This is a genomic window from Ruegeria sp. AP7 (genome assembly GCF_056539905.1).
Genome location: NZ_JBQFVT010000006.1, coordinates 180,456 through 197,070, shown reverse-complemented (window position 1 = coordinate 197,070; position 16,615 = coordinate 180,456). Strand labels below are relative to the sequence as shown.

16 protein-coding genes are annotated in these 16,615 nt (G+C 57.1%); 6 read left to right on the top strand and 10 right to left on the bottom strand.

Features of this window, described 5'->3' with window-relative positions; all coding sequences use genetic code 11:
• Positions 1 to 91 precede the first annotated feature (91 nt).
• On the top strand, positions 92 to 964 hold the full coding sequence (locus ACR0KN_RS13470) for an NAD(P)-dependent oxidoreductase (protein ID WP_170771418.1): 873 nt from the start codon (positions 92 to 94) through the stop codon (positions 962 to 964).
• Between the two features lie 104 nt (positions 965 to 1,068).
• Positions 1,069 to 4,134: an aminotransferase class III-fold pyridoxal phosphate-dependent enzyme gene (locus ACR0KN_RS13465; protein ID WP_480654181.1), complete on the top strand. Its 3,066-nt coding sequence runs from the start codon at positions 1,069 to 1,071 to the stop codon at positions 4,132 to 4,134.
• A 46-nt stretch (positions 4,135 to 4,180) separates the two neighbouring features.
• On the opposite strand, the gene ACR0KN_RS13460 is transcribed toward ACR0KN_RS13465, so the two are convergent.
• Entirely contained in the window at positions 4,181 to 4,657 is a 477-nt protein-coding gene (locus ACR0KN_RS13460) for a hypothetical protein (protein WP_480654179.1), read from the bottom strand.
• Complete coding sequence (gene hemP / locus ACR0KN_RS13455) at positions 4,654 to 4,821, bottom strand: hemin uptake protein HemP (RefSeq protein ID WP_010441016.1); 168 nt, start codon at positions 4,819 to 4,821, stop codon at positions 4,654 to 4,656. The genes ACR0KN_RS13460 and hemP overlap by 4 nt, the downstream gene beginning before the upstream one ends.
• Positions 4,822 to 5,042: 221 nt before the next feature.
• Here hemP and gph point away from each other — a divergent pair, with 221 nt between their 5' ends.
• Positions 5,043 to 5,711, top strand: a complete 669-nt coding sequence (gene gph / locus ACR0KN_RS13450; protein WP_480654177.1) for a phosphoglycolate phosphatase — start codon at positions 5,043 to 5,045, stop codon at positions 5,709 to 5,711.
• Positions 5,712 to 5,930: 219 nt separating this feature from the next.
• Here the strand turns inward: gph and ACR0KN_RS13445 are convergent, their stop codons facing one another.
• Positions 5,931 to 7,103: an acetate/propionate family kinase gene (locus ACR0KN_RS13445; RefSeq protein ID WP_480654176.1), complete on the bottom strand. Its 1,173-nt coding sequence runs from the start codon at positions 7,101 to 7,103 to the stop codon at positions 5,931 to 5,933.
• A gap of 213 nt (positions 7,104 to 7,316) precedes the next feature.
• A complete protein-coding gene (locus ACR0KN_RS13440; RefSeq protein WP_480654174.1) occupies positions 7,317 to 8,585 on the bottom strand; it encodes a cytochrome-c peroxidase in 1,269 nt (422 codons plus the stop codon).
• 15 nt (positions 8,586 to 8,600) lie between these two features.
• Here ACR0KN_RS13440 and ACR0KN_RS13435 point away from each other — a divergent pair, with 15 nt between their 5' ends.
• Positions 8,601 to 9,071 (top strand): tetratricopeptide repeat protein, encoded by a 471-nt coding sequence (locus ACR0KN_RS13435; RefSeq protein WP_480654172.1) that lies wholly within the window; start codon positions 8,601 to 8,603, stop codon positions 9,069 to 9,071.
• A 30-nt stretch (positions 9,072 to 9,101) separates the two neighbouring features.
• Here the strand turns inward: ACR0KN_RS13435 and ACR0KN_RS13430 are convergent, their stop codons facing one another.
• From ACR0KN_RS13430 to ACR0KN_RS13405, 6 genes are read right to left on the bottom strand one after another with little or no spacing between them, the layout of a single operon-like run.
• Positions 9,102 to 10,163, bottom strand: a complete 1,062-nt coding sequence (locus ACR0KN_RS13430) for a TRAP transporter substrate-binding protein (protein ID WP_480654171.1) — start codon at positions 10,161 to 10,163, stop codon at positions 9,102 to 9,104.
• Positions 10,164 to 10,187: 24 nt separating this feature from the next.
• Positions 10,188 to 11,477 (bottom strand): TRAP transporter large permease, encoded by a 1,290-nt coding sequence (locus tag ACR0KN_RS13425; RefSeq protein WP_170476074.1) that lies wholly within the window; start codon positions 11,475 to 11,477, stop codon positions 10,188 to 10,190.
• On the bottom strand, positions 11,478 to 12,065 hold the full coding sequence (locus ACR0KN_RS13420; RefSeq protein WP_170545026.1) for a TRAP transporter small permease: 588 nt from the start codon (positions 12,063 to 12,065) through the stop codon (positions 11,478 to 11,480). It abuts the gene before it with no gap.
• A gap of 53 nt (positions 12,066 to 12,118) precedes the next feature.
• Positions 12,119 to 12,634, bottom strand: a complete 516-nt coding sequence (locus ACR0KN_RS13415) for a flavin reductase family protein (RefSeq protein ID WP_170780773.1) — start codon at positions 12,632 to 12,634, stop codon at positions 12,119 to 12,121.
• Positions 12,634 to 13,524 carry an aldo/keto reductase gene (locus tag ACR0KN_RS13410; RefSeq protein WP_480654168.1) on the bottom strand — a complete coding sequence of 297 codons (891 nt, stop codon included), beginning with the start codon at positions 13,522 to 13,524 and terminating at the stop codon, positions 12,634 to 12,636. The genes ACR0KN_RS13415 and ACR0KN_RS13410 overlap by 1 nt, the downstream gene beginning before the upstream one ends.
• Positions 13,524 to 14,678 (bottom strand): LLM class flavin-dependent oxidoreductase, encoded by a 1,155-nt coding sequence (locus ACR0KN_RS13405; RefSeq protein ID WP_480654166.1) that lies wholly within the window; start codon positions 14,676 to 14,678, stop codon positions 13,524 to 13,526. Before ACR0KN_RS13405 ends, ACR0KN_RS13410 begins: the two co-directional genes overlap by 1 nt.
• A gap of 105 nt (positions 14,679 to 14,783) precedes the next feature.
• Here ACR0KN_RS13405 and ACR0KN_RS13400 point away from each other — a divergent pair, with 105 nt between their 5' ends.
• Positions 14,784 to 15,494: a GntR family transcriptional regulator gene (locus ACR0KN_RS13400; protein ID WP_010440994.1), complete on the top strand. Its 711-nt coding sequence runs from the start codon at positions 14,784 to 14,786 to the stop codon at positions 15,492 to 15,494.
• Positions 15,495 to 15,506: 12 nt separating this feature from the next.
• Positions 15,507 to 16,607 (top strand): Gfo/Idh/MocA family protein, encoded by a 1,101-nt coding sequence (locus ACR0KN_RS13395; protein WP_480654165.1) that lies wholly within the window; start codon positions 15,507 to 15,509, stop codon positions 16,605 to 16,607.
• The last annotated feature ends 8 nt before the right edge of the window (positions 16,608 to 16,615 follow it).

The following is a 16,615-nucleotide window of genomic DNA, read 5'->3' as shown; positions in this document are numbered from 1 at the left end:
CCCTTTAGCCCAACCTTTGATTTGTCTCTGCTGAACATCTCGCCCTGTTGTGCCGTCGAGGCCTGGGACGGATTACAAAGAGGATCATCACATGGCAAAAATCGCTTTCCTTGGTCTGGGCGTCATGGGCTACCCGATGGCCGGGCACCTTCAGGCCGCCGGTCACGACGTCACAGTCTATAACCGCACCGCATCCAAAGCAGAGGCCTGGGTTGCCCAGCATGGCGGAACCATGGCGCTTACTCCGCGTGAAGCCGCGGCAGGGGCAGAATTCGTGATGGCCTGTGTCGGCAACGACGACGATCTGCGCATGGTGTGCACAGGTGAGGATGGGGCCTTTCACGGAATGGCCAAAGGTTCAATCTTTGTGGACCACACTACGGTATCCGCCAAAGTGACGCGCGAGTTGTACGAAGCTGGCAAAGCTGATGGGATCGCTTTTGTGGATGCCCCGATCTCGGGCGGTCAGGCCGGGGCCGAGAATGGTGTATTATCGATCATGTGTGGTGGCGATCAGGAGGCCTATGACGCAGCTGAACCGGTGATGCAGGTCTATTCCAAGATCTGCCGCCGCATTGGCGACAACGGTGCAGGCCAGATGACCAAGATGTGCAATCAGATCGCTATTGCCGGGCTGGTTCAAGGCCTCAGCGAAGCGCTGCATTTTGCTGAGAAGGCCGGTCTAGATGGCCGTGCTGTCGTCGAGGTAATCAGCCAGGGCGCTGCGGGCAGTTGGCAAATGGCAAACCGGTACGAGACCATGTTGGATGACCACTTCGAACATGGCTTCGCCGTGGATTGGATGCGCAAGGATTTGGGGATCTGCCTGAATACAGCAAATGAGACCGGCGCATCGCTGCCCGTTACCGCGCTAGTCGATCAGTTCTACAAGGATGTGCAGAAACTGGGCGGCGGCCGGTGGGATACGTCCTCGCTGTTCAAACGCCTGCGTGCTTTGAGCTGACGGCAGGGGGGCTATCTGCCCCCCATCGCACCGGGGCGCGATCCCCCCGAGAGTATTATTGGCCAGATGAAGGGGATCAAGTTGGGAATGGCATGGGGTAATGCATGGGCGATCTGAATGCATATTGGGCTGGAAAGCTGCGTCAGAACTGGGGGCTGGAAGCCCGTCTAACGCGGTTGGATGGGGAATATGACCTCAACTTTCTAGTCGAGGCCACGAATGGGCAGGACTATGTGCTCAAAGTAATGCGGGCCGGATGTGACGCCGATCTGGTGGATTTGCAGATCAAAACATTAAAGCATCTCGATGCCGAGGCTCCGGGCTTGCCGTTTCCTGACGTTGTTTCTGATTTGAACGGAACCATGTTGCCTGAAATTGCTGACGCGGACGGGCAGCCGCGGCTGGTCTGGCTGCTTGAACGACTGCCAGGGCAGTGCTTTGCCCGCAGTGTGCCAAAAAACGAGGACCTGATCCTCAAGCTGGGGCGTGTTCTGGGCGCAACAGACCGGGCGCTGGAGGCGTTCAAGCACAAGGGCTTAAGTCGTGCAGATTTCAAATGGGACCTGACCCAAGCTGGTTGGATTGTTGATCAACTGGAGGCAATTTCTGATCCGCGACGGCGCGCGCGACTGCGACAGATAGCCCTAGAATTTGATGCCATCGGTGATCAGCTGAACGGCTTACCTAAACAGGCGATCCACAATGATGCCAATGACTACAATATCCTTGTTGAAGGTGAGTTGAGCGAACGTCGAAGCGTCTCGGGCCTGATCGACCTTGGTGATATGTGCGCAGCACCGCGTGTATGCGAACTGGCCATTGCCGGGGCCTATGTCGTTCTGGACCACCCAAAACCCGAACGCGCATTGGCCGCTTTGGTGCGTGGCTATCACGCCGCCAACCGTTTGCGACCTGATGAAATCGATCTGATCTGGCCCCTTCTGCAGATGCGGCTGGCAGTGTCGGTGGTGAACTCGACTCTGATGGCGGCCGAGAACCCTGACGACCCTTATGTGACAATCAGCCAGGCTCCGGCTTGGCGATTCCTGGAGGACGCGAAGATCAATGGCGCGCTCATGCCAGCCCGCCTGCGGGCCGCTTGTGGCCTTCCGGTAGTTGACGGAGCCGAGCGTGTCCACACCTACCTATCCAGCCATCGCGGGCATTTTGCACAGATGTTCGGGCAGGATTTAAGCGATGCGCCGATGGGCTCGTTGTCTGTTGAAAATTCAACATGGCCACAAAATCCCTTCCACATGCCGCTTGCTGAGGCGGCACGAGTCGGAGAGGAATTCGGAGAGGGCCTCTGGCTTGGCTATTACAATGAACCCCGCCTGATCTATGCGGAGCCAGGGTTCCGCAAGGGTCCGTGGAAGGCCTCGGATCGGCGCACCGTGCATCTGGCGGTGGATGTGTTTGCACCCGCCGGAACGGTGCTTCATGCGCCGCTGAGTGGTCGGGTCGAGGTGGTTGAGAACCGGGACGCTCATCTCGATTACGGTGGGGTGGTGATCCTGCACCACGAAACACCCGAGGGTGACGCGTTTTATACGCTTTACGGTCATCTGGACCCCGAGGTTAGCGAGCGTTTGAAACCCGGTGATCCGGTAGCTCAGGGTGCGGCCTTTGCCCGGCTGGGCAATGCCAGCCAAAATGGCGGCTGGGCCCCGCATGTGCATTTCCAACTGGCACTGACGACCGACGGGATGCAGGCCGACTGGCCCGGAGTTGCCGACCCGGATGAGATGGAACTGTGGAACGCGGTGTGCCCCAACCCGGCGGCTTTGTTGAATCTGTCGGATGAGAAGGTTTTATATCGCCCAACCGACAAGCAAGCTATCCTGCAAGACCGACGCGATCACTTCGGTGGCAACCTCAGCCTGACCTATGACGATCCGGTCATGCTGGTGCGCGGTTGGAAGCATCACCTCTTCGACGAATGGGGGCGCCCCTATCTGGACGCGTACAATAACGTGCCACATGTGGGCCATGCACATCCGCGCATTCAAGCGGTCGCGGCGGATCAGCTGAAGAGGATGAACTCCAACACCCGCTATCTTCATCCAACGCATACCGCCTTTGCCGACAAGATTTTGTCGAAACTGCCAGATCACCTTGAGGTTTGTTTCTTTGTCAACTCGGGGACCGAAGCCAACGAATTGGCCTTGCGGCTGGCGCGCGCGCATACCGGGGCGAAGGGTATCGTGACGCCGGATCACGGCTATCACGGAAACACAAACGCAGCGGTGGCGATCTCGGCCTACAAGTTCAACAAACCCCGAGGGGTTGGGCAAGCCGATTGGGTGGAACTGGTTGAGGTCGCAGATGACTATCGCGGGTCGTTCCGGCGCGGCGATCCGGACCGCGCCACAAAATTCGCAGATTTTGTGGAGCCTGCGATTGCCGCGTTGCAACAGAAAGGTCATGGGCTTGCGGGCTTTATCGCAGAAACCTTCCCCTCGGTCGGTGGTCAGATCATCCCGCCGAAGGGCTATCTGCCTGCGGTCTATGAAAAAATCCGTGCTGCCGGAGGGGTCTGCATTGCCGACGAGGTCCAGACCGGGCTTGGGAGGCTCGGCGACTATTACTTCGGCTTTGAACATCAGGGCGCGCTGCCTGACATCGTGGTGATGGGGAAGCCCATCGGCAACGGCCACCCGCTGGGTGTGCTGGTCACCACCAAAGAGATCGCCGAAAGCTTCGACAACGGGATCGAGTTCTTTTCTACTTTTGGCGGCTCAACCCTGTCCTGCAGGATCGGGAAAGAAGTGCTGGACATTGTCGACGACGAAGGATTGCAAGAAAATGCCCGCGTCATGGGGGCTCGCCTGATGGACGGCCTCAGGCAGATTGAAGCAGACTTTTCCTGCGTTGGCGATGTGCGCGGTATGGGCCTTTTTCTGGGCGTAGAACTGATCAACCCAGATGGCTCGGAAAGTGGCGAGATCTGTAGCTACGTTAAAAACCGGATGCGCGATCACCGCATCCTGATTGGCAGCGAGGGGCCGAAGGACAATATCCTGAAAATACGGCCGCCGCTAACCATCGAAGCGGAAGATGTGGACATGATCCTTTGGGCGTTGCGGGAAGTACTTGCGGAGGTTGGGGACTATAGCCCCGCCCTCGATTGCGATCACGACCATCACCATGCAGGCTGTAGCTGTTGCTGAGTAAAGCAAAACCCCGGCAAAATGGCCGGGGTTTTGCTACCAGCGATCAGTGGAGCATCGCATTTGGGGGTTGGTGCCCTTTCGTCGGCAAAGGTGCCGCTAAAATCATCCGGCGTAGAGCCAGCCCCAGTTCCTCGGACAATGAGGCCAATGCTGGGGCAAAGTCAGGTCGCACAATCAGCGAGGCCATCATCATCGCGTCCTCGCGCGCGCCCTCGGACGCGGCGCCGATCATCTGGGCAAAGCAGTTCTCATCAGCCCCCAGACAGGCGCATCCCAAGCCATGGCGCACCAGCGGGCGGCGACCATGATGCGTACACAGTGAACACAGCCGATCCAAAGTCAGCATCGTGGCATGGCCCTGATCTGCGCCCAGCGCGATGTCGAAGTCACTAGCAGCGTTGGCGCGGCCTTTGTCACCATCACCCCAGAGGCGCAGGTATATGACGGCACCGGCCTCAATGGGGCTCAGGTCGGTCAGACGACCGACGGCCGCCCCGCCGCGCGAAGAAGGTGCGCTCATTTGGTCAGGATCAGTTTGCCCGCGCGGGTGATGCGTAGTGTATAAAGCTGATCGCCCAGCTCGATATGGGCCAGATTGCCACCGTTTGTCAGGTCTTCTGCTTTATGAGCCGGCAGCATTGAAACAGCATAACTTTGAGTCGAGGAGGGGGTTTGCATGTTCATCGGGGCATCTCCAGAGCGTCTTTGGCACGTGGCCTGTCGGTTTGTTTCGCTTGATCTGGCTGACCCTGAATAGGGTTGGCTATCTGTTCGTAAGATTAATCTGATAAAAATAGTAAGGTTTGTCAAGCCACAGTTTTGAAGCCAATTATTCGGCTCTCCATTGCGTCGTCACGAATTGCGACCTAGGCACTAATCATCAATAGTTAAAGGTGGATTCGCAGATGACGGCAGTCGTTGTATTTGACCTGGACGGCACCTTGGTAGACAGCCTTGCCGACATCGCTACTGCAGCAAATCGAATGCTTGATGATCAAAGGCATCCGGCCTTGCCTAATGACACAATCCGTAGATTCGTCGGAAACGGTCTGCCTAAATTGGTCGAGTGTGTAATGACCCATTGCGGGATAGAGCCGGATCGGCACGCGGAACTGACGCAGCTTACCTTAAAGCACTACAATGCGGGCGCGTGCGACCAGACCGTCGTTTACCCCGGAGTCTTTGAGGCATTGGAAGAACTGCGTGAAATGGGTTGTGCTCTTGGGGTCTGTACCAATAAACCCGAAGCGCCGGCCAGGCATGTATTGAGCGAATTGAAGCTGCAGCCTTATTTCGACACGGTGTTTGGCGGCGACACCTTGGATATCCGCAAGCCCGACCCAGCGCATCTGAACGCCAGCTTTGAGGCACTGCAGGCTGCCGGCCCGCACATCTTTGTCGGTGACAGCGAGGTTGATGCCGAAACAGCCCAGCGTGCAGGGGTACCGTTTTTGCTATTTGAACAAGGCTATCGCAAATCACCTATTTCGGACCTGCCGCACACGCTCAGCTATCAAGACAGCGCCAAGCTGCCTGCACTCGTTCGGCAAATCCTTCAAAACGATACGGTGTAAGCCTAGTCCCAAAAAAGTTGAGGGGCCGGCCAAGGGGGTAGGAAGCCAGCCCCTCATCGGGGGAAATTAGTGAAAGTGGTTGGGCGCACTGGCCCGGTAGTTAAGGAAAAGTTAACGCCTCCATGGGAATCGCGAAATTGGGGGATTCCCGTAGTGTCGAAACATTTTTGTCTGATCCCAGAAAAAAACTTCAAACCAGCGCGCTTCGAAAGGGAAGATTCAGCCGATCTGCGCAGCCGCCGCCCGCGCTATTACCAATTCCTCATTTGTCGGAATGACCATCAATTTCACGCGCGACAAATCGGTGGAAATAACCCGCCTGTTATCAGCGTTTGCATCATGGTCCAGCTCGATGCCCAACCATCCCATATCAGTGCAGATGCGATCACGGATGTAGGTCGAGTTCTCTCCGATCCCACCGGTAAACACGACCGCGTCCAGCCCACCCAGAACGGCGGCCAATGCACCTAGTTCGCGGCGTATCCGGAAGGTGTAATAGTTGATTGCATTACGCGCACCCGGCGTATTCGACGCCTCGAGTGTGCGCATGTCATTGGTCATACCCGAAAGTCCCAGCAAACCGGATTTGCGATAAAGAAGATCCGATATCTCGTCCGCATTCATGCCCTGTTGATCCATGAGATACAGCACAACCCCAGGATCCAACTGACCGCAGCGCGTGCCCATAGGCAAACCATCCATGGCCGAAAATCCCATGCTCGACCCGACCGAGCGGCCTGCGATCATGGCGCACATCGAAGCACCGTTCCCAAGATGGGCTACAACCACACGCCCGCCGTGAATTAGTGGGGCGGTGTTGGCCAAATGGTCCGAGATGTAATCATAGCTCAACCCGTGAAATCCATAACGCCGAACGCCCATGTCGTAATACTCGGTCGGCAGTGCGAATGTGTCATTGACCCAGGGGTGATGGCGGTGAAAGGCCGTATCGAAACAGGCAATCTGCTTGGCATCTGGGAACCTTTCCATCGCCGCGCGTGCACCGTGCAGATTGTAAGGCTGGTGCAACGGCGCAAAAGGCTCGAGCTTTTCGAGCACCTGCAAACTATCGGGGGTCAGCGATATCGGTCGATCATTGTCCGGCCCGCCATGCACAATGCGGTGCCCAACGGCTGCCACACGTGCAGCCGGGGACTCTCGCTCTAGAAAATCCAGAATGTAATCCAGTGCGCTGGCCTGATCGTGCAGAGCCTCGGACGTGGTATCGACAAGTACCCGACCATCCGTGGTCTTTGCGCTGATCTGTGCCGCCGCACTGCCAATACTTTCAACTTCACCCGAGCAGATCAGCGCCGGATCATCTCCGGTGGTTGTGAACAACCCAAACTTGAGCGAAGACGAACCCGAATTCAGAGTAATGATATGGTCCATCAGATTTTACCCGACATCCATTCCCGTTGCAGAGTCGCATCCAAGGCAGCTGCATCCTGTATTTTTGTGAAGCACCGCGTCAGATCTGCAATATCGCAATTCTGTAACGGATCATTTGGTTTGTAGTGGCAATGCATTGAATCTCTCGGCGGTGGGTTTGACCGGAGCATTATGAGATTTCAAGCAAATGTCCAATGACATGGCCAAGCTCTTCTAGGGTTCAAAGCCCTCGGGCACACCAAAGAGCGGCGTATCAAGCGTCGTTCCCGTCAGAGCATGAAGAAAGGCAACTAGGTCGGCGATCTGATCATCCGTCAGATTTTGCCGGGTAATATCGATTTTGCGGCGCAGGCGAGCCATCTCTAAGCTGTCTTCCCAGACGATGAAGTCGACACGTTCCAGCCACGGCACTTCGGGAAGGGCTGCCATATCTGAGGTCCATGTCGCAAGGCTTTCCTGCGGGTTCAGGTGATGGCGTACAATACCTTCAAGATCGGGAAACGCACCGTTGTGACCGTACGGCGCCGTTTTGGCGACGTTCCGCAGCATTGGCGTGCGGAACCGATAGGCGTCTTCCAGGCGATTGCTTTCACCCACACGGCCCACGTCGCGCGCATAAGGATCCCACAGACGGGTTTTCCCCGGACCAAACGGAGGCAACCCCAATGCATGGAAACTTTGATCCGAAAGTAATGGGCCAGAGTGGCAGGAAGAACAGCCCGCGTCGCCAAAGAACAGGGACATCCCTTCTTTTTGTTGTGGCGTCAGGGCCAACCGATCGCCGGCCAGAAATTGATCAAACGGACTGTCTGTGCTGCGCCACTCCAGCGCCATAAACGCGGCCAGCGCGTTGGCGATCTGGGTAATCGTGATGTCTTCGGTCGTGTCGATTTCATCAAACGCACTGACCATGGCTGGGCCATAGAGAGGGTCGGTGCGGACGCGCTTCGCGAGGATCGGCCAACCTTTGTCGATGCGGTCATGCACCGCGCCCGTCACCTGATTTTCGGCGACATTGCCAGCCATCTCGAACTGCGAGGTCAGCGGGAACAATGCTTGTGCGGCCAATAGGGAATTCAATCCTTCCGGCAGCCACTCCTGTGCAGGTGAATTGAAGCCGTTGCCGTAAACGTCCGAGATACTCAGGCGGCCGTCGTGAAAGACCGTATGGATCTCCTTGGCCCCCAGATTCCACAAGCCCGGCGAGTTCCGCGGAATTCGCTTGCGGATCTTATCCGCCCCGATGCCGGGCGTGCGGTCCGGGCCTAGCCCTTGCCCGCCTTCGCCGATGCCCAGAGACAGCCCGTCCGAGGTGCCAAAATCCGGGTGATGGCAATGAGCGCAAGCAATGTTTTGGTTACCCGACAGGATAGGATCGTAAAACAGTTGATGACCGATAGCGGCCTGTTCCATATCAAAGGGAATGAAATCAGAATCCGTCAGCGGGCGCGGCAAATCCTGAGCCGCCGCGGCCCCGGCCAAGAGGAAAGCAACCCCATGCGTCAGTTTGTATTTGCCCTTTATCTGCTTGCGACTCCGGCGCTGGCCGAGTTGGAACAGGCGCGTGATTTGATGGAAGCCGGGGAGTTTAAGGCCGCGCGCGAAGAACTGTTGCCAGCGGCGCGATCCGGCAATGCCGAAGCCGAAGAGTTGATCGGTGTGATGTACGGGCTGGGTCTTGGGGTCGAGCAAGACTATGAACGCGCGTTCGAATGGTATCTGCGCGCCTCGATGAAGGGGCATCCGGGGGCACAATCCGGCATCGGCTGGTATTATGAACTGGGACTGGGCATGCCTGCGCCTGATCTGGTACGGGCATATATGTGGTACACACTCAGCGCCATTGGCGGCGATCCCGATGCCGCGATCAGCCTTGAGGAAGTGATCAAGAAAATGTCGCCGGAGCAAATTGAAAGGGCGCATGTTCTGGTCAACGACTACAAAGGGTGGATGTACCCGTTTCGGTAGGGGCCGGGCCCAAAGGCCCGACCCAACAATTTAGTTCAGATCCGCATCACGCGAGGCGTTTACGTTCGCCTCGGCCGCAGCAACGGCCTCGGTCAGCGCAGTGAACACTTCGTCCCCGCGTGCCACGTTTGACTGGAACCACGCATAGACAGGGGTTGCAGCCTCTTTGAACGCGGCTTTCTGCTCGGGTGTAGGTACGTAGAGATCACCTCCGCCAGCAACAAAATCTTCGTATGCTTGGATCGATTTGCGCTTGGGCGAGGCAAAGGTGGCCTGCTGCAGCGCATAAAAACCATCCACGACAACGCGGCGCATGTCTTCGGGCATTTCCTGGAATTTGGCGTTGTTCATCCACCACAGCGCACCCATGTAAGCGTGACCATCAAGCGTGACGTATTGCAGACCCGCATCGGGGAATTTCATGCCCATGATGTCGGTGATGCCGTTTTTGGATCCTTCAACCACACCGGTCTGGAAGCTGGTGAACAGTTCCGGCCACGGGATTGGGGTCGGCGAGGCACCAAGAGCCTTAACCAGTTCTTGAGGCAGGTCGGCCACGACTGTGCGGATTTTCAGACCTTCCATATCGCCAGGCTCGGCCACACGACGCTGCGTATTGGCGAAGTTGCGCCAGCCACCGGTGTTGCCGATGGTCATCAAGCGGATCGCGCCACCAGAATCTTCTAGCGCCATGTCGCGCATTTTGCGGGTGAAATCGCCTGACAACACGTGTTCGGCAATGCGGTCATCAGCCATCAAGTATGGCAGGTCCAGAACCTGCACATATGGGAAGATTCCCGAAGCCCCGCCTGACGTTGAGATATAGATGTCGATTGTGCCGTCAGCTACGCCCTGAAGGCACTCTGCGCCGTTTGAGCAGAGCTGCGTGCCAATGAAGAGCTCCACTTCGATCGCACCGTTCGAGGCCGCCTCGACATAGTTCTTGAAAACGACCAGACCGTCATAGTCTTCGTCGTTTTCATTCGAGTTTGCTGTGGCGCGTAGCGTGTAGTCGGCGGCTGTCGCGGCTATCGCGGATGCAGCCACCAACGATGTGGCCACCGCTGCGGTTTTGATAAATCTTCTGAGCATGCGTTTCCTCCCTATGGGTCTCAGTTAGTTTGCAAATCCCGTTATCCTCGGGATCGTCATGGATAGTGCGGGAATGTATGTGATCAGGAAGATCACAATGATTTCGACTGCCAGAAACGGCAGGATGGCTTTGGCGATGGTTTCTACCCGCTCCCGCGACACTGCGGCGGCTACGAACAGAACCAGGCCCATTGGCGGTGTGGCCAGACCAACGGTCAGGTTGACGCTCATGATGATGGCGAAATGGATCGGGTCGACACCAAGACTGGTGAAGATCGGACCAAGGATCGGGCCAAGGATGATGATCGCCGGGCCTGCGTCCAGAAACATACCCACGATGAACAAAAGCAGGTTGATCAGGAACAGCAGGATCAGCGGGTTTTCCGATAGGCTGAGGATTAGCGAAGCCAACTGTTCCGGCGCATGGCTGAGGCTGACCACCGTCTTAAACGCCATTGCCGCGCCCACCAACAGCAAGACGACCGCCGAGGTCATTCCCGCGTTGCTAAGTATTTCGGGAACTTCCTTCAAAGTAAGGGTGCGCAAAACAAAGAAACCGATGATGAAAGCGTATCCCACGGCCACCGCGGCGGCCTCGGTGGGGGTGAAAATACCGCCTAGAATACCACCCAGAATGATCACTGGTGTCATCAGCGGAAAGAAGGCCTTAAGGCTGGCCTGACGGCGTTCGGGCCAAGTGTATTTACGACTCGCGACAGGGAAGTCATAACGATCGGCCATGACCTTGATCATAAGCATCAGGCCAACGCCGACCATCACACCGGGCACGATACCTGCTAGGAACAGGGCCGCCACGCTTTCGCCCATGACATAGGCATAGATGATCATGATGCCCGAGGGTGGGATGATCGGCCCGATCACTGAACTGGCCGCCGTGATCGCTGCGGCGAATTTGCGGGTATAGCCCTGCTTCTCCATCGCCGGGATCAGCATAGATCCAAGCGCCGATGTGTCGGCGACGGCAGAGCCGGACAGACCCGCGAACAGGATCGAGCTAAGCACATTCACATGCGCAAGGCCGCCCCGCAGATGGCCCATCAGGGCCTGGCTGAACTCGACGAGGCGGATGGTGATACCGCCGCGATTCATCAGCTCTCCGGCAAGCATGAAAAACGGAATGGCCATCAGCGGGAAGCTGTCCATGCCGTTATAGACATTGCGATAGAGCAGCGTGATGTCGTTGGTTTGGCCACTCAGCCACAGCAAGATACCGGGTGCAGCCAGCAGCGCGAAAAAGACCGGCAGGCCGATCAGCAGGAAGACAAGGAATGTAGGCAGGAACCAAATCAGCATCTATTCAGCCCCCACCGCAGCTTCGGGAATTTCGGGCAGAAGATGCGCTCCGCCCAGCATGGTCACTATGGATCGCAAGATCAGTTCGATATTCACCGAGATCAGCAGGATGATCCCCACCAGCAGCGAAGCCATCATCCAACTGCGCGGGATGCGGTACCATTCATCGAATCCAAAAGACGTGGGCAGATACAGGGCCGCGGTGGCAAACTTGCCGCCAAAACCTGTGACCTCGGACCAGCCAATATTGACAGCAACCAAAAGCACGACCAGCGATATCAGCAGCAGGAACAGATTGAGCGAAAGGCCAAGCGCACGCGGCAGGAGACGCGCAAGCATGTCGATGGCAACGAACCCTCCGCGGCGGAAAGCGGTGGGGGCCATCAGGCCCGTCATCCAGAGCATGCAAAACCGCGCAGCCTCATCCGGCCACGGCAGGGCGTTGCCCAGAACGTATCGAAAGAACACTTGGATCAGGATTGCGATTACCATGACTGCAATCGCAACGACACCAACCGCGCGGCCCAATCGCAGCACGGTTTCGTTCACGAATGCAATCGGCGCTAGCGCCGATGCCAGTCCGCCCATGCGGATCCTCCCTTGTTCAGCTGCGGGTTTGCCCCGCAATCGTCATATCGCGCTTAGCTCTGCGCAAATTGGCCGAGTTTTCCGGCAAAGAAAGTCAGCGCGTCTCCATCCGCCATGCTGACCTTCAGAACTTTGCCCACCACGATCACATGATCGCCCGCATCGTGATAAGCGTGCTGCTCACACTCGAACCGGGCAAGACTGCCCGGCAACAACGGGGTGCCGTTTTCACACCGGTCATGCTCGATATCACGCAGCGCGTGGGCGTCTTTCGAACACCCAAAGCATAGCTCGGCCTGTTCGGCAGACAGAACATGCACGCTGAAATGACGTGCCTCTTGGAAATAGCGGAACCGGCGCGAGTTGCGGTCTCCGGCCCACATCACCAAGGCTGGGTCCAGCGACAGGGACGAAAAGCTGTTGGCAGTAATACAGATCGGGCCATCTTCGCTGTCGCAGGTCACGACGGTAACACCCGTGGCAAAACGGCCAAAGGCATCACGCAGGGTTCGCGTGTCGTCTTTATGCGGGACGAATGTATGGTTCATATCGCGCGAGATTGCATTCATCAGGGCACCTCATGTCCCAGCGCCGCCTCATACAGGCGGTACCAGCTTTCACGATCCAGCTTGACCTTCAAAGCATCCGAGACGCGCTTAATGCGGCCCAAATTGTTGGTGCCTAGAACCGGCAGGATGTTTGCTGGATGCGCGAGCAGGAAGGCAACGGCCACTGCGGCTCGGTCCACACCGAATTCTGCGGCGATCTCATCCGCTACAACACCGACCGGAGGGTTCCCGGCCATCAAAAGGCCCCCGCCAAGCGGGGACCACGCCATCAGCGGATGTCCATGCTGTTGATGGAACGCCAGATCGCCATTGGTAAACGGGCTGATCTCCCCAAGCGAGATTTCAATCTGATTTGTGACCAACTGGGTTTTCATTGCCGACTGCAGCAGAGACCAATCCCAAGGGCGGAAGTTTGACACGCCTACAGCCCCGACCTTGCCACTGGCAACCACCTCGTCCAGCACTGCACCGGTTTCATTGTGGTCCATCATTGGATCAGGGCGGTGGATCAATAGCAGGTCGATGTGGTCAATCGCCATTTCCGACAGAGACGTATCCACCGATTTCAAAATATGCGCGCGCGACGTGTCGTAGTATTTGACCTTGGCATCCGCATAGCGACCCATTGGCGCGACGATGTCACATTTGGTGACGATCTCCATCTTCTGGCGCAGGTTGGGATTGGCGCGCAAGGCGTTGCCCAGAACAGCTTCGGCTGCGTATCCACCGTAGATATCTGCCTGGTCGAAGGTGGTGATCCCTTGATCCAGACAAGCCTGTATCTTGGCCTCGACATGCGCTGTCGAGGTGTCACTGTCATCACCCAAGCGCCACATGCCATAGACAAGGCGGCTCATTTCCAGCGTGTCAGATAGTTTCACACGTTGCATTAGCGACGAACTCCGTTGCCCAGCGGGGTCGCCGGGGTGGTTGCCGGCACGCGTCCGTAGGCTTCGGGAAGCGAGCAGGTTTTCAGGTTGGGCATCACGCGGGCGCCAAAATGCTTGGCCTCGTCCATGTGCGGATAGCCCGAGAAGATGAAGGCGCGGATGCCCATCTTCTGATACTCTTCAATCTTAGACATAACTTGATCGGTCGAACCGACCAGCGCAGCACCACAGCCCGAACGCGCGCGACCGACGCCGGTCCACAGGCCGGGTTCGACATAGCCATATTGATCCGCCAGATCACGGTTCTTGGATTGATGCGCCACACCCAACGATGTCGCGTCCAACGCCCTCTCGCGGATCGCGCGACCGTATTCGTCATCCAGTTTCGAAACGATGTAGTCGGCGTATTCCTGTGCCTCAGCCTCGGTATCGCGAACAATCATGTGGACGCGCAGACCGTAATCCAGAGTACGATTGTAATTCTCGGCAACCGCGTGAACGGCTTTCATTCGCTCTGCCAACTGATCCTTGGTTTCCGGCCACATCAGATAGACATCGCAATGTTCGCCGCACAGGTCCAAAGCAGACGGGGAGTAGCCGCCAAAATACAGAAGCGGGCCACCAGCCTGGTAAGGCCGGGCCGGGTCCGTAGTCAGGCTCGAAAAATTGTAGACCTCGCCCGCATGGTTAATCTCATCCTGCGTCCAGGCCTGTTTCAGGATTTCCACCACTTCGCGCGAGCGTTGATATCGGAAAGCGCTATCGGCTTTTTCACCGGGAAAATCGGACGAGATGATATTGACCGTCAACCGCCCCTTAAGCATGTGGTCCAGCGTCGCGATGGTGCGGGCCAGCATGATGGGCTGCATCTCACCACAGCGCACGGCGGCCAGTAGGTTGATTTTTTCGGTAATCGGCGCGCACCCAGCGACAAAGCTCAGGGTGTCCTGTCCGACCTGATATGACGATGGGCAAAGGATGTTGCGAAATCCTTGCGCCTCGGCCTCTTTAACGATGCCCGAGCAATGCTCCCAACTGGATCGCAGATCACCATCGGGCACACCCAGAAACTGGTAGTCATCCGAGCAGAGCGCTGCAAACCACGAAACCTCGGCCGCATCCAGGTCGGGGGATGTGATGGGGACGATGGTCATTTGATTCACGCTCCGTACATCTTTGACTTTCCTCTTGCGTAGCAAGCGCATTGATGTAGATCAATAGTGTATCAATTTTTCCTGCGACCGAGTGAAGCGCCCTCAATGTCCTCCAACAGCCGCAACCCAAATGCCCTGCCGATCTATGTCCAGATCTCAGAGCTGCTGATCCGCGATATCGCGGCGGGTCGCCTGATTGATGGTGAACGTCTTCCGCCCGAACGAGACATGGCTTCGAACCTGAATGTCTCGGTCGGGACCTTGCGAAAATCCCTCGCCGAGCTTGAGAAAAAAGGCATGTTGGAGCGTATTCAGGGTTCGGGCAACTACATCCGCGAGACTGGAACGCAGAACAGCGTCTATGCGATGTTCCGGCTGGAATTACCCGAAGGCGGCGGGTTGCCGCGCGCTGATATCCTATCGGTTGATCATCTGCAAAAGCCCGCAGACCTGCCGGAATTCGGCCTGTCTGATCACGGTTCGCGGGTGCGCCGGATGCGCTATTTGAATGACACAATCATCGCGGTCGAGGAAATCTGGCTGGACGAATCGGCTGGGACCATCGACCAGAACCTGCTGTCCGACTCACTTTATCGCTATTACCAGCAACAGCTTGGCTTCTGGATTACACGGGCTGAGGATCGCGTTTCCATCGGTTCATTGCCCGACTGGACGCCTGAAGGCTTCACCAAATCTGCCGGACACACGGTCGGTTACATCGAACGGTTCAGCTGGTCTGAGAAAGCCGAACCTGTCGAGTTTTCAAAAACATGGTTCGATCCGGATCGGGCCAAATACGTTCAACGCCTGAAGTAAAAGGAACTGCGCATGACCCGGACCACCAACTACGGGCTGATCGGATGCGGCATGATGGGGCAGGAACACCTGCACAACATTGCTCTGCTTGAGGGCACACGCGTCGCCGCAATCTTCGAACCTGACCCGGAGATGGCGCAAAAGGCGCAGGCGATTGCGCCCGATGCGAAGATGTTGTCTTCCATTCAGGACCTTCTGGCGGTCAGTGACCTAGACTGTCTGGTCATCGCCAGCCCCAACCACCTGCATGTCGATCAACTGGCCGAGATTGCGGAAACCCGCCCCCTGCCCCTGTTGATCGAGAAACCGTTATTCACCGACCCCGCCGATCTTGCCCGGCTTGAGGAACTGGAACGCATTTACCCTCACCCGATCTGGGTTGCGATGGAATATCGCTATATGCCCCCTATTGCGGCGCTGATCGATGAAGCAGCAACCGCCAGTGGTGGGATCAAAATGCTCTCGATCCGCGAACACCGTTTCCCGTTTCTTGAAAAGGTCGACAACTGGAACCGGTTCAACCGCAACACCGGCGGTACGTTCGTTGAGAAGTGTTGCCACTTCTTCGACCTCATGCGCCTGATCCTGCAATCCGACCCAGTTCGGGTTTCGGCGAGCGGCGGCCAAGCTGTCAATCATTTGGATGAGGACTATAACGGCAATACGCCGGATATTCTGGACCACGGTTACGTCATTGTCGATTTCGCCTCAGGCGCGCGCGCGATGCTCGAGCTTTGCATGTTCGCCGAGGGGTCGCGGTATCAGGAAGAAATCTCGGCCATTGGACCCAAAGCCAAGATCGAAGCGCTTGTGCCCGGCCCGGGCCGGTTCTGGCCCGAACATCTGGGCGACGCTCCGGTACCACAGCTGATCATCAGCCCCCGCGCACCGAAAGGTCCAATCCAGAGAGAGATCCCGGTTGATCCCGAGTTATTGGCGGCTGGCGACCACAATGGCTCGACTTATTATCAGCACAAAGGTTTTCTGGAGTTGATCCGGGGTGAGCGCGCCAAACCCGAGGTCTCTCTGGGTGATGGGATTTGGGCCGTACGCATCGGTCTTGCGGCGCAGCAAGCATCCGAACAGGGCCAAACAATCAACCTGTCTGGATAGTCATCAGG

Coding starts and splice junctions, on each gene's coding strand:
- ACR0KN_RS13400 (WP_010440994.1), top strand. CDS start 14,784: ATGTCCTCCAACAGCCGCAACCCAAATGCCCTGCCGATCTATGTCCAG.
- ACR0KN_RS13460 (WP_480654179.1), bottom strand. CDS start 4,657: ATGAGCGCACCTTCTTCGCGCGGCGGGGCGGCCGTCGGTCGTCTGACC.
- hemP (WP_010441016.1), bottom strand. CDS start 4,821: ATGAACATGCAAACCCCCTCCTCGACTCAAAGTTATGCTGTTTCAATG.
- ACR0KN_RS13405 (WP_480654166.1), bottom strand. CDS start 14,678: ATGACCATCGTCCCCATCACATCCCCCGACCTGGATGCGGCCGAGGTT.
- ACR0KN_RS13395 (WP_480654165.1), top strand. CDS start 15,507: ATGACCCGGACCACCAACTACGGGCTGATCGGATGCGGCATGATGGGG.
- ACR0KN_RS13465 (WP_480654181.1), top strand. CDS start 1,069: ATGGGCGATCTGAATGCATATTGGGCTGGAAAGCTGCGTCAGAACTGG.
- ACR0KN_RS13435 (WP_480654172.1), top strand. CDS start 8,601: ATGCGTCAGTTTGTATTTGCCCTTTATCTGCTTGCGACTCCGGCGCTG.
- gph (WP_480654177.1), top strand. CDS start 5,043: ATGACGGCAGTCGTTGTATTTGACCTGGACGGCACCTTGGTAGACAGC.
- ACR0KN_RS13470 (WP_170771418.1), top strand. CDS start 92: ATGGCAAAAATCGCTTTCCTTGGTCTGGGCGTCATGGGCTACCCGATG.
- ACR0KN_RS13430 (WP_480654171.1), bottom strand. CDS start 10,163: ATGCTCAGAAGATTTATCAAAACCGCAGCGGTGGCCACATCGTTGGTG.
- ACR0KN_RS13410 (WP_480654168.1), bottom strand. CDS start 13,524: ATGCAACGTGTGAAACTATCTGACACGCTGGAAATGAGCCGCCTTGTC.
- ACR0KN_RS13415 (WP_170780773.1), bottom strand. CDS start 12,634: ATGAATGCAATCTCGCGCGATATGAACCATACATTCGTCCCGCATAAA.
- ACR0KN_RS13425 (WP_170476074.1), bottom strand. CDS start 11,477: ATGCTGATTTGGTTCCTGCCTACATTCCTTGTCTTCCTGCTGATCGGC.
- ACR0KN_RS13420 (WP_170545026.1), bottom strand. CDS start 12,065: ATGGGCGGACTGGCATCGGCGCTAGCGCCGATTGCATTCGTGAACGAA.
- ACR0KN_RS13445 (WP_480654176.1), bottom strand. CDS start 7,103: ATGGACCATATCATTACTCTGAATTCGGGTTCGTCTTCGCTCAAGTTT.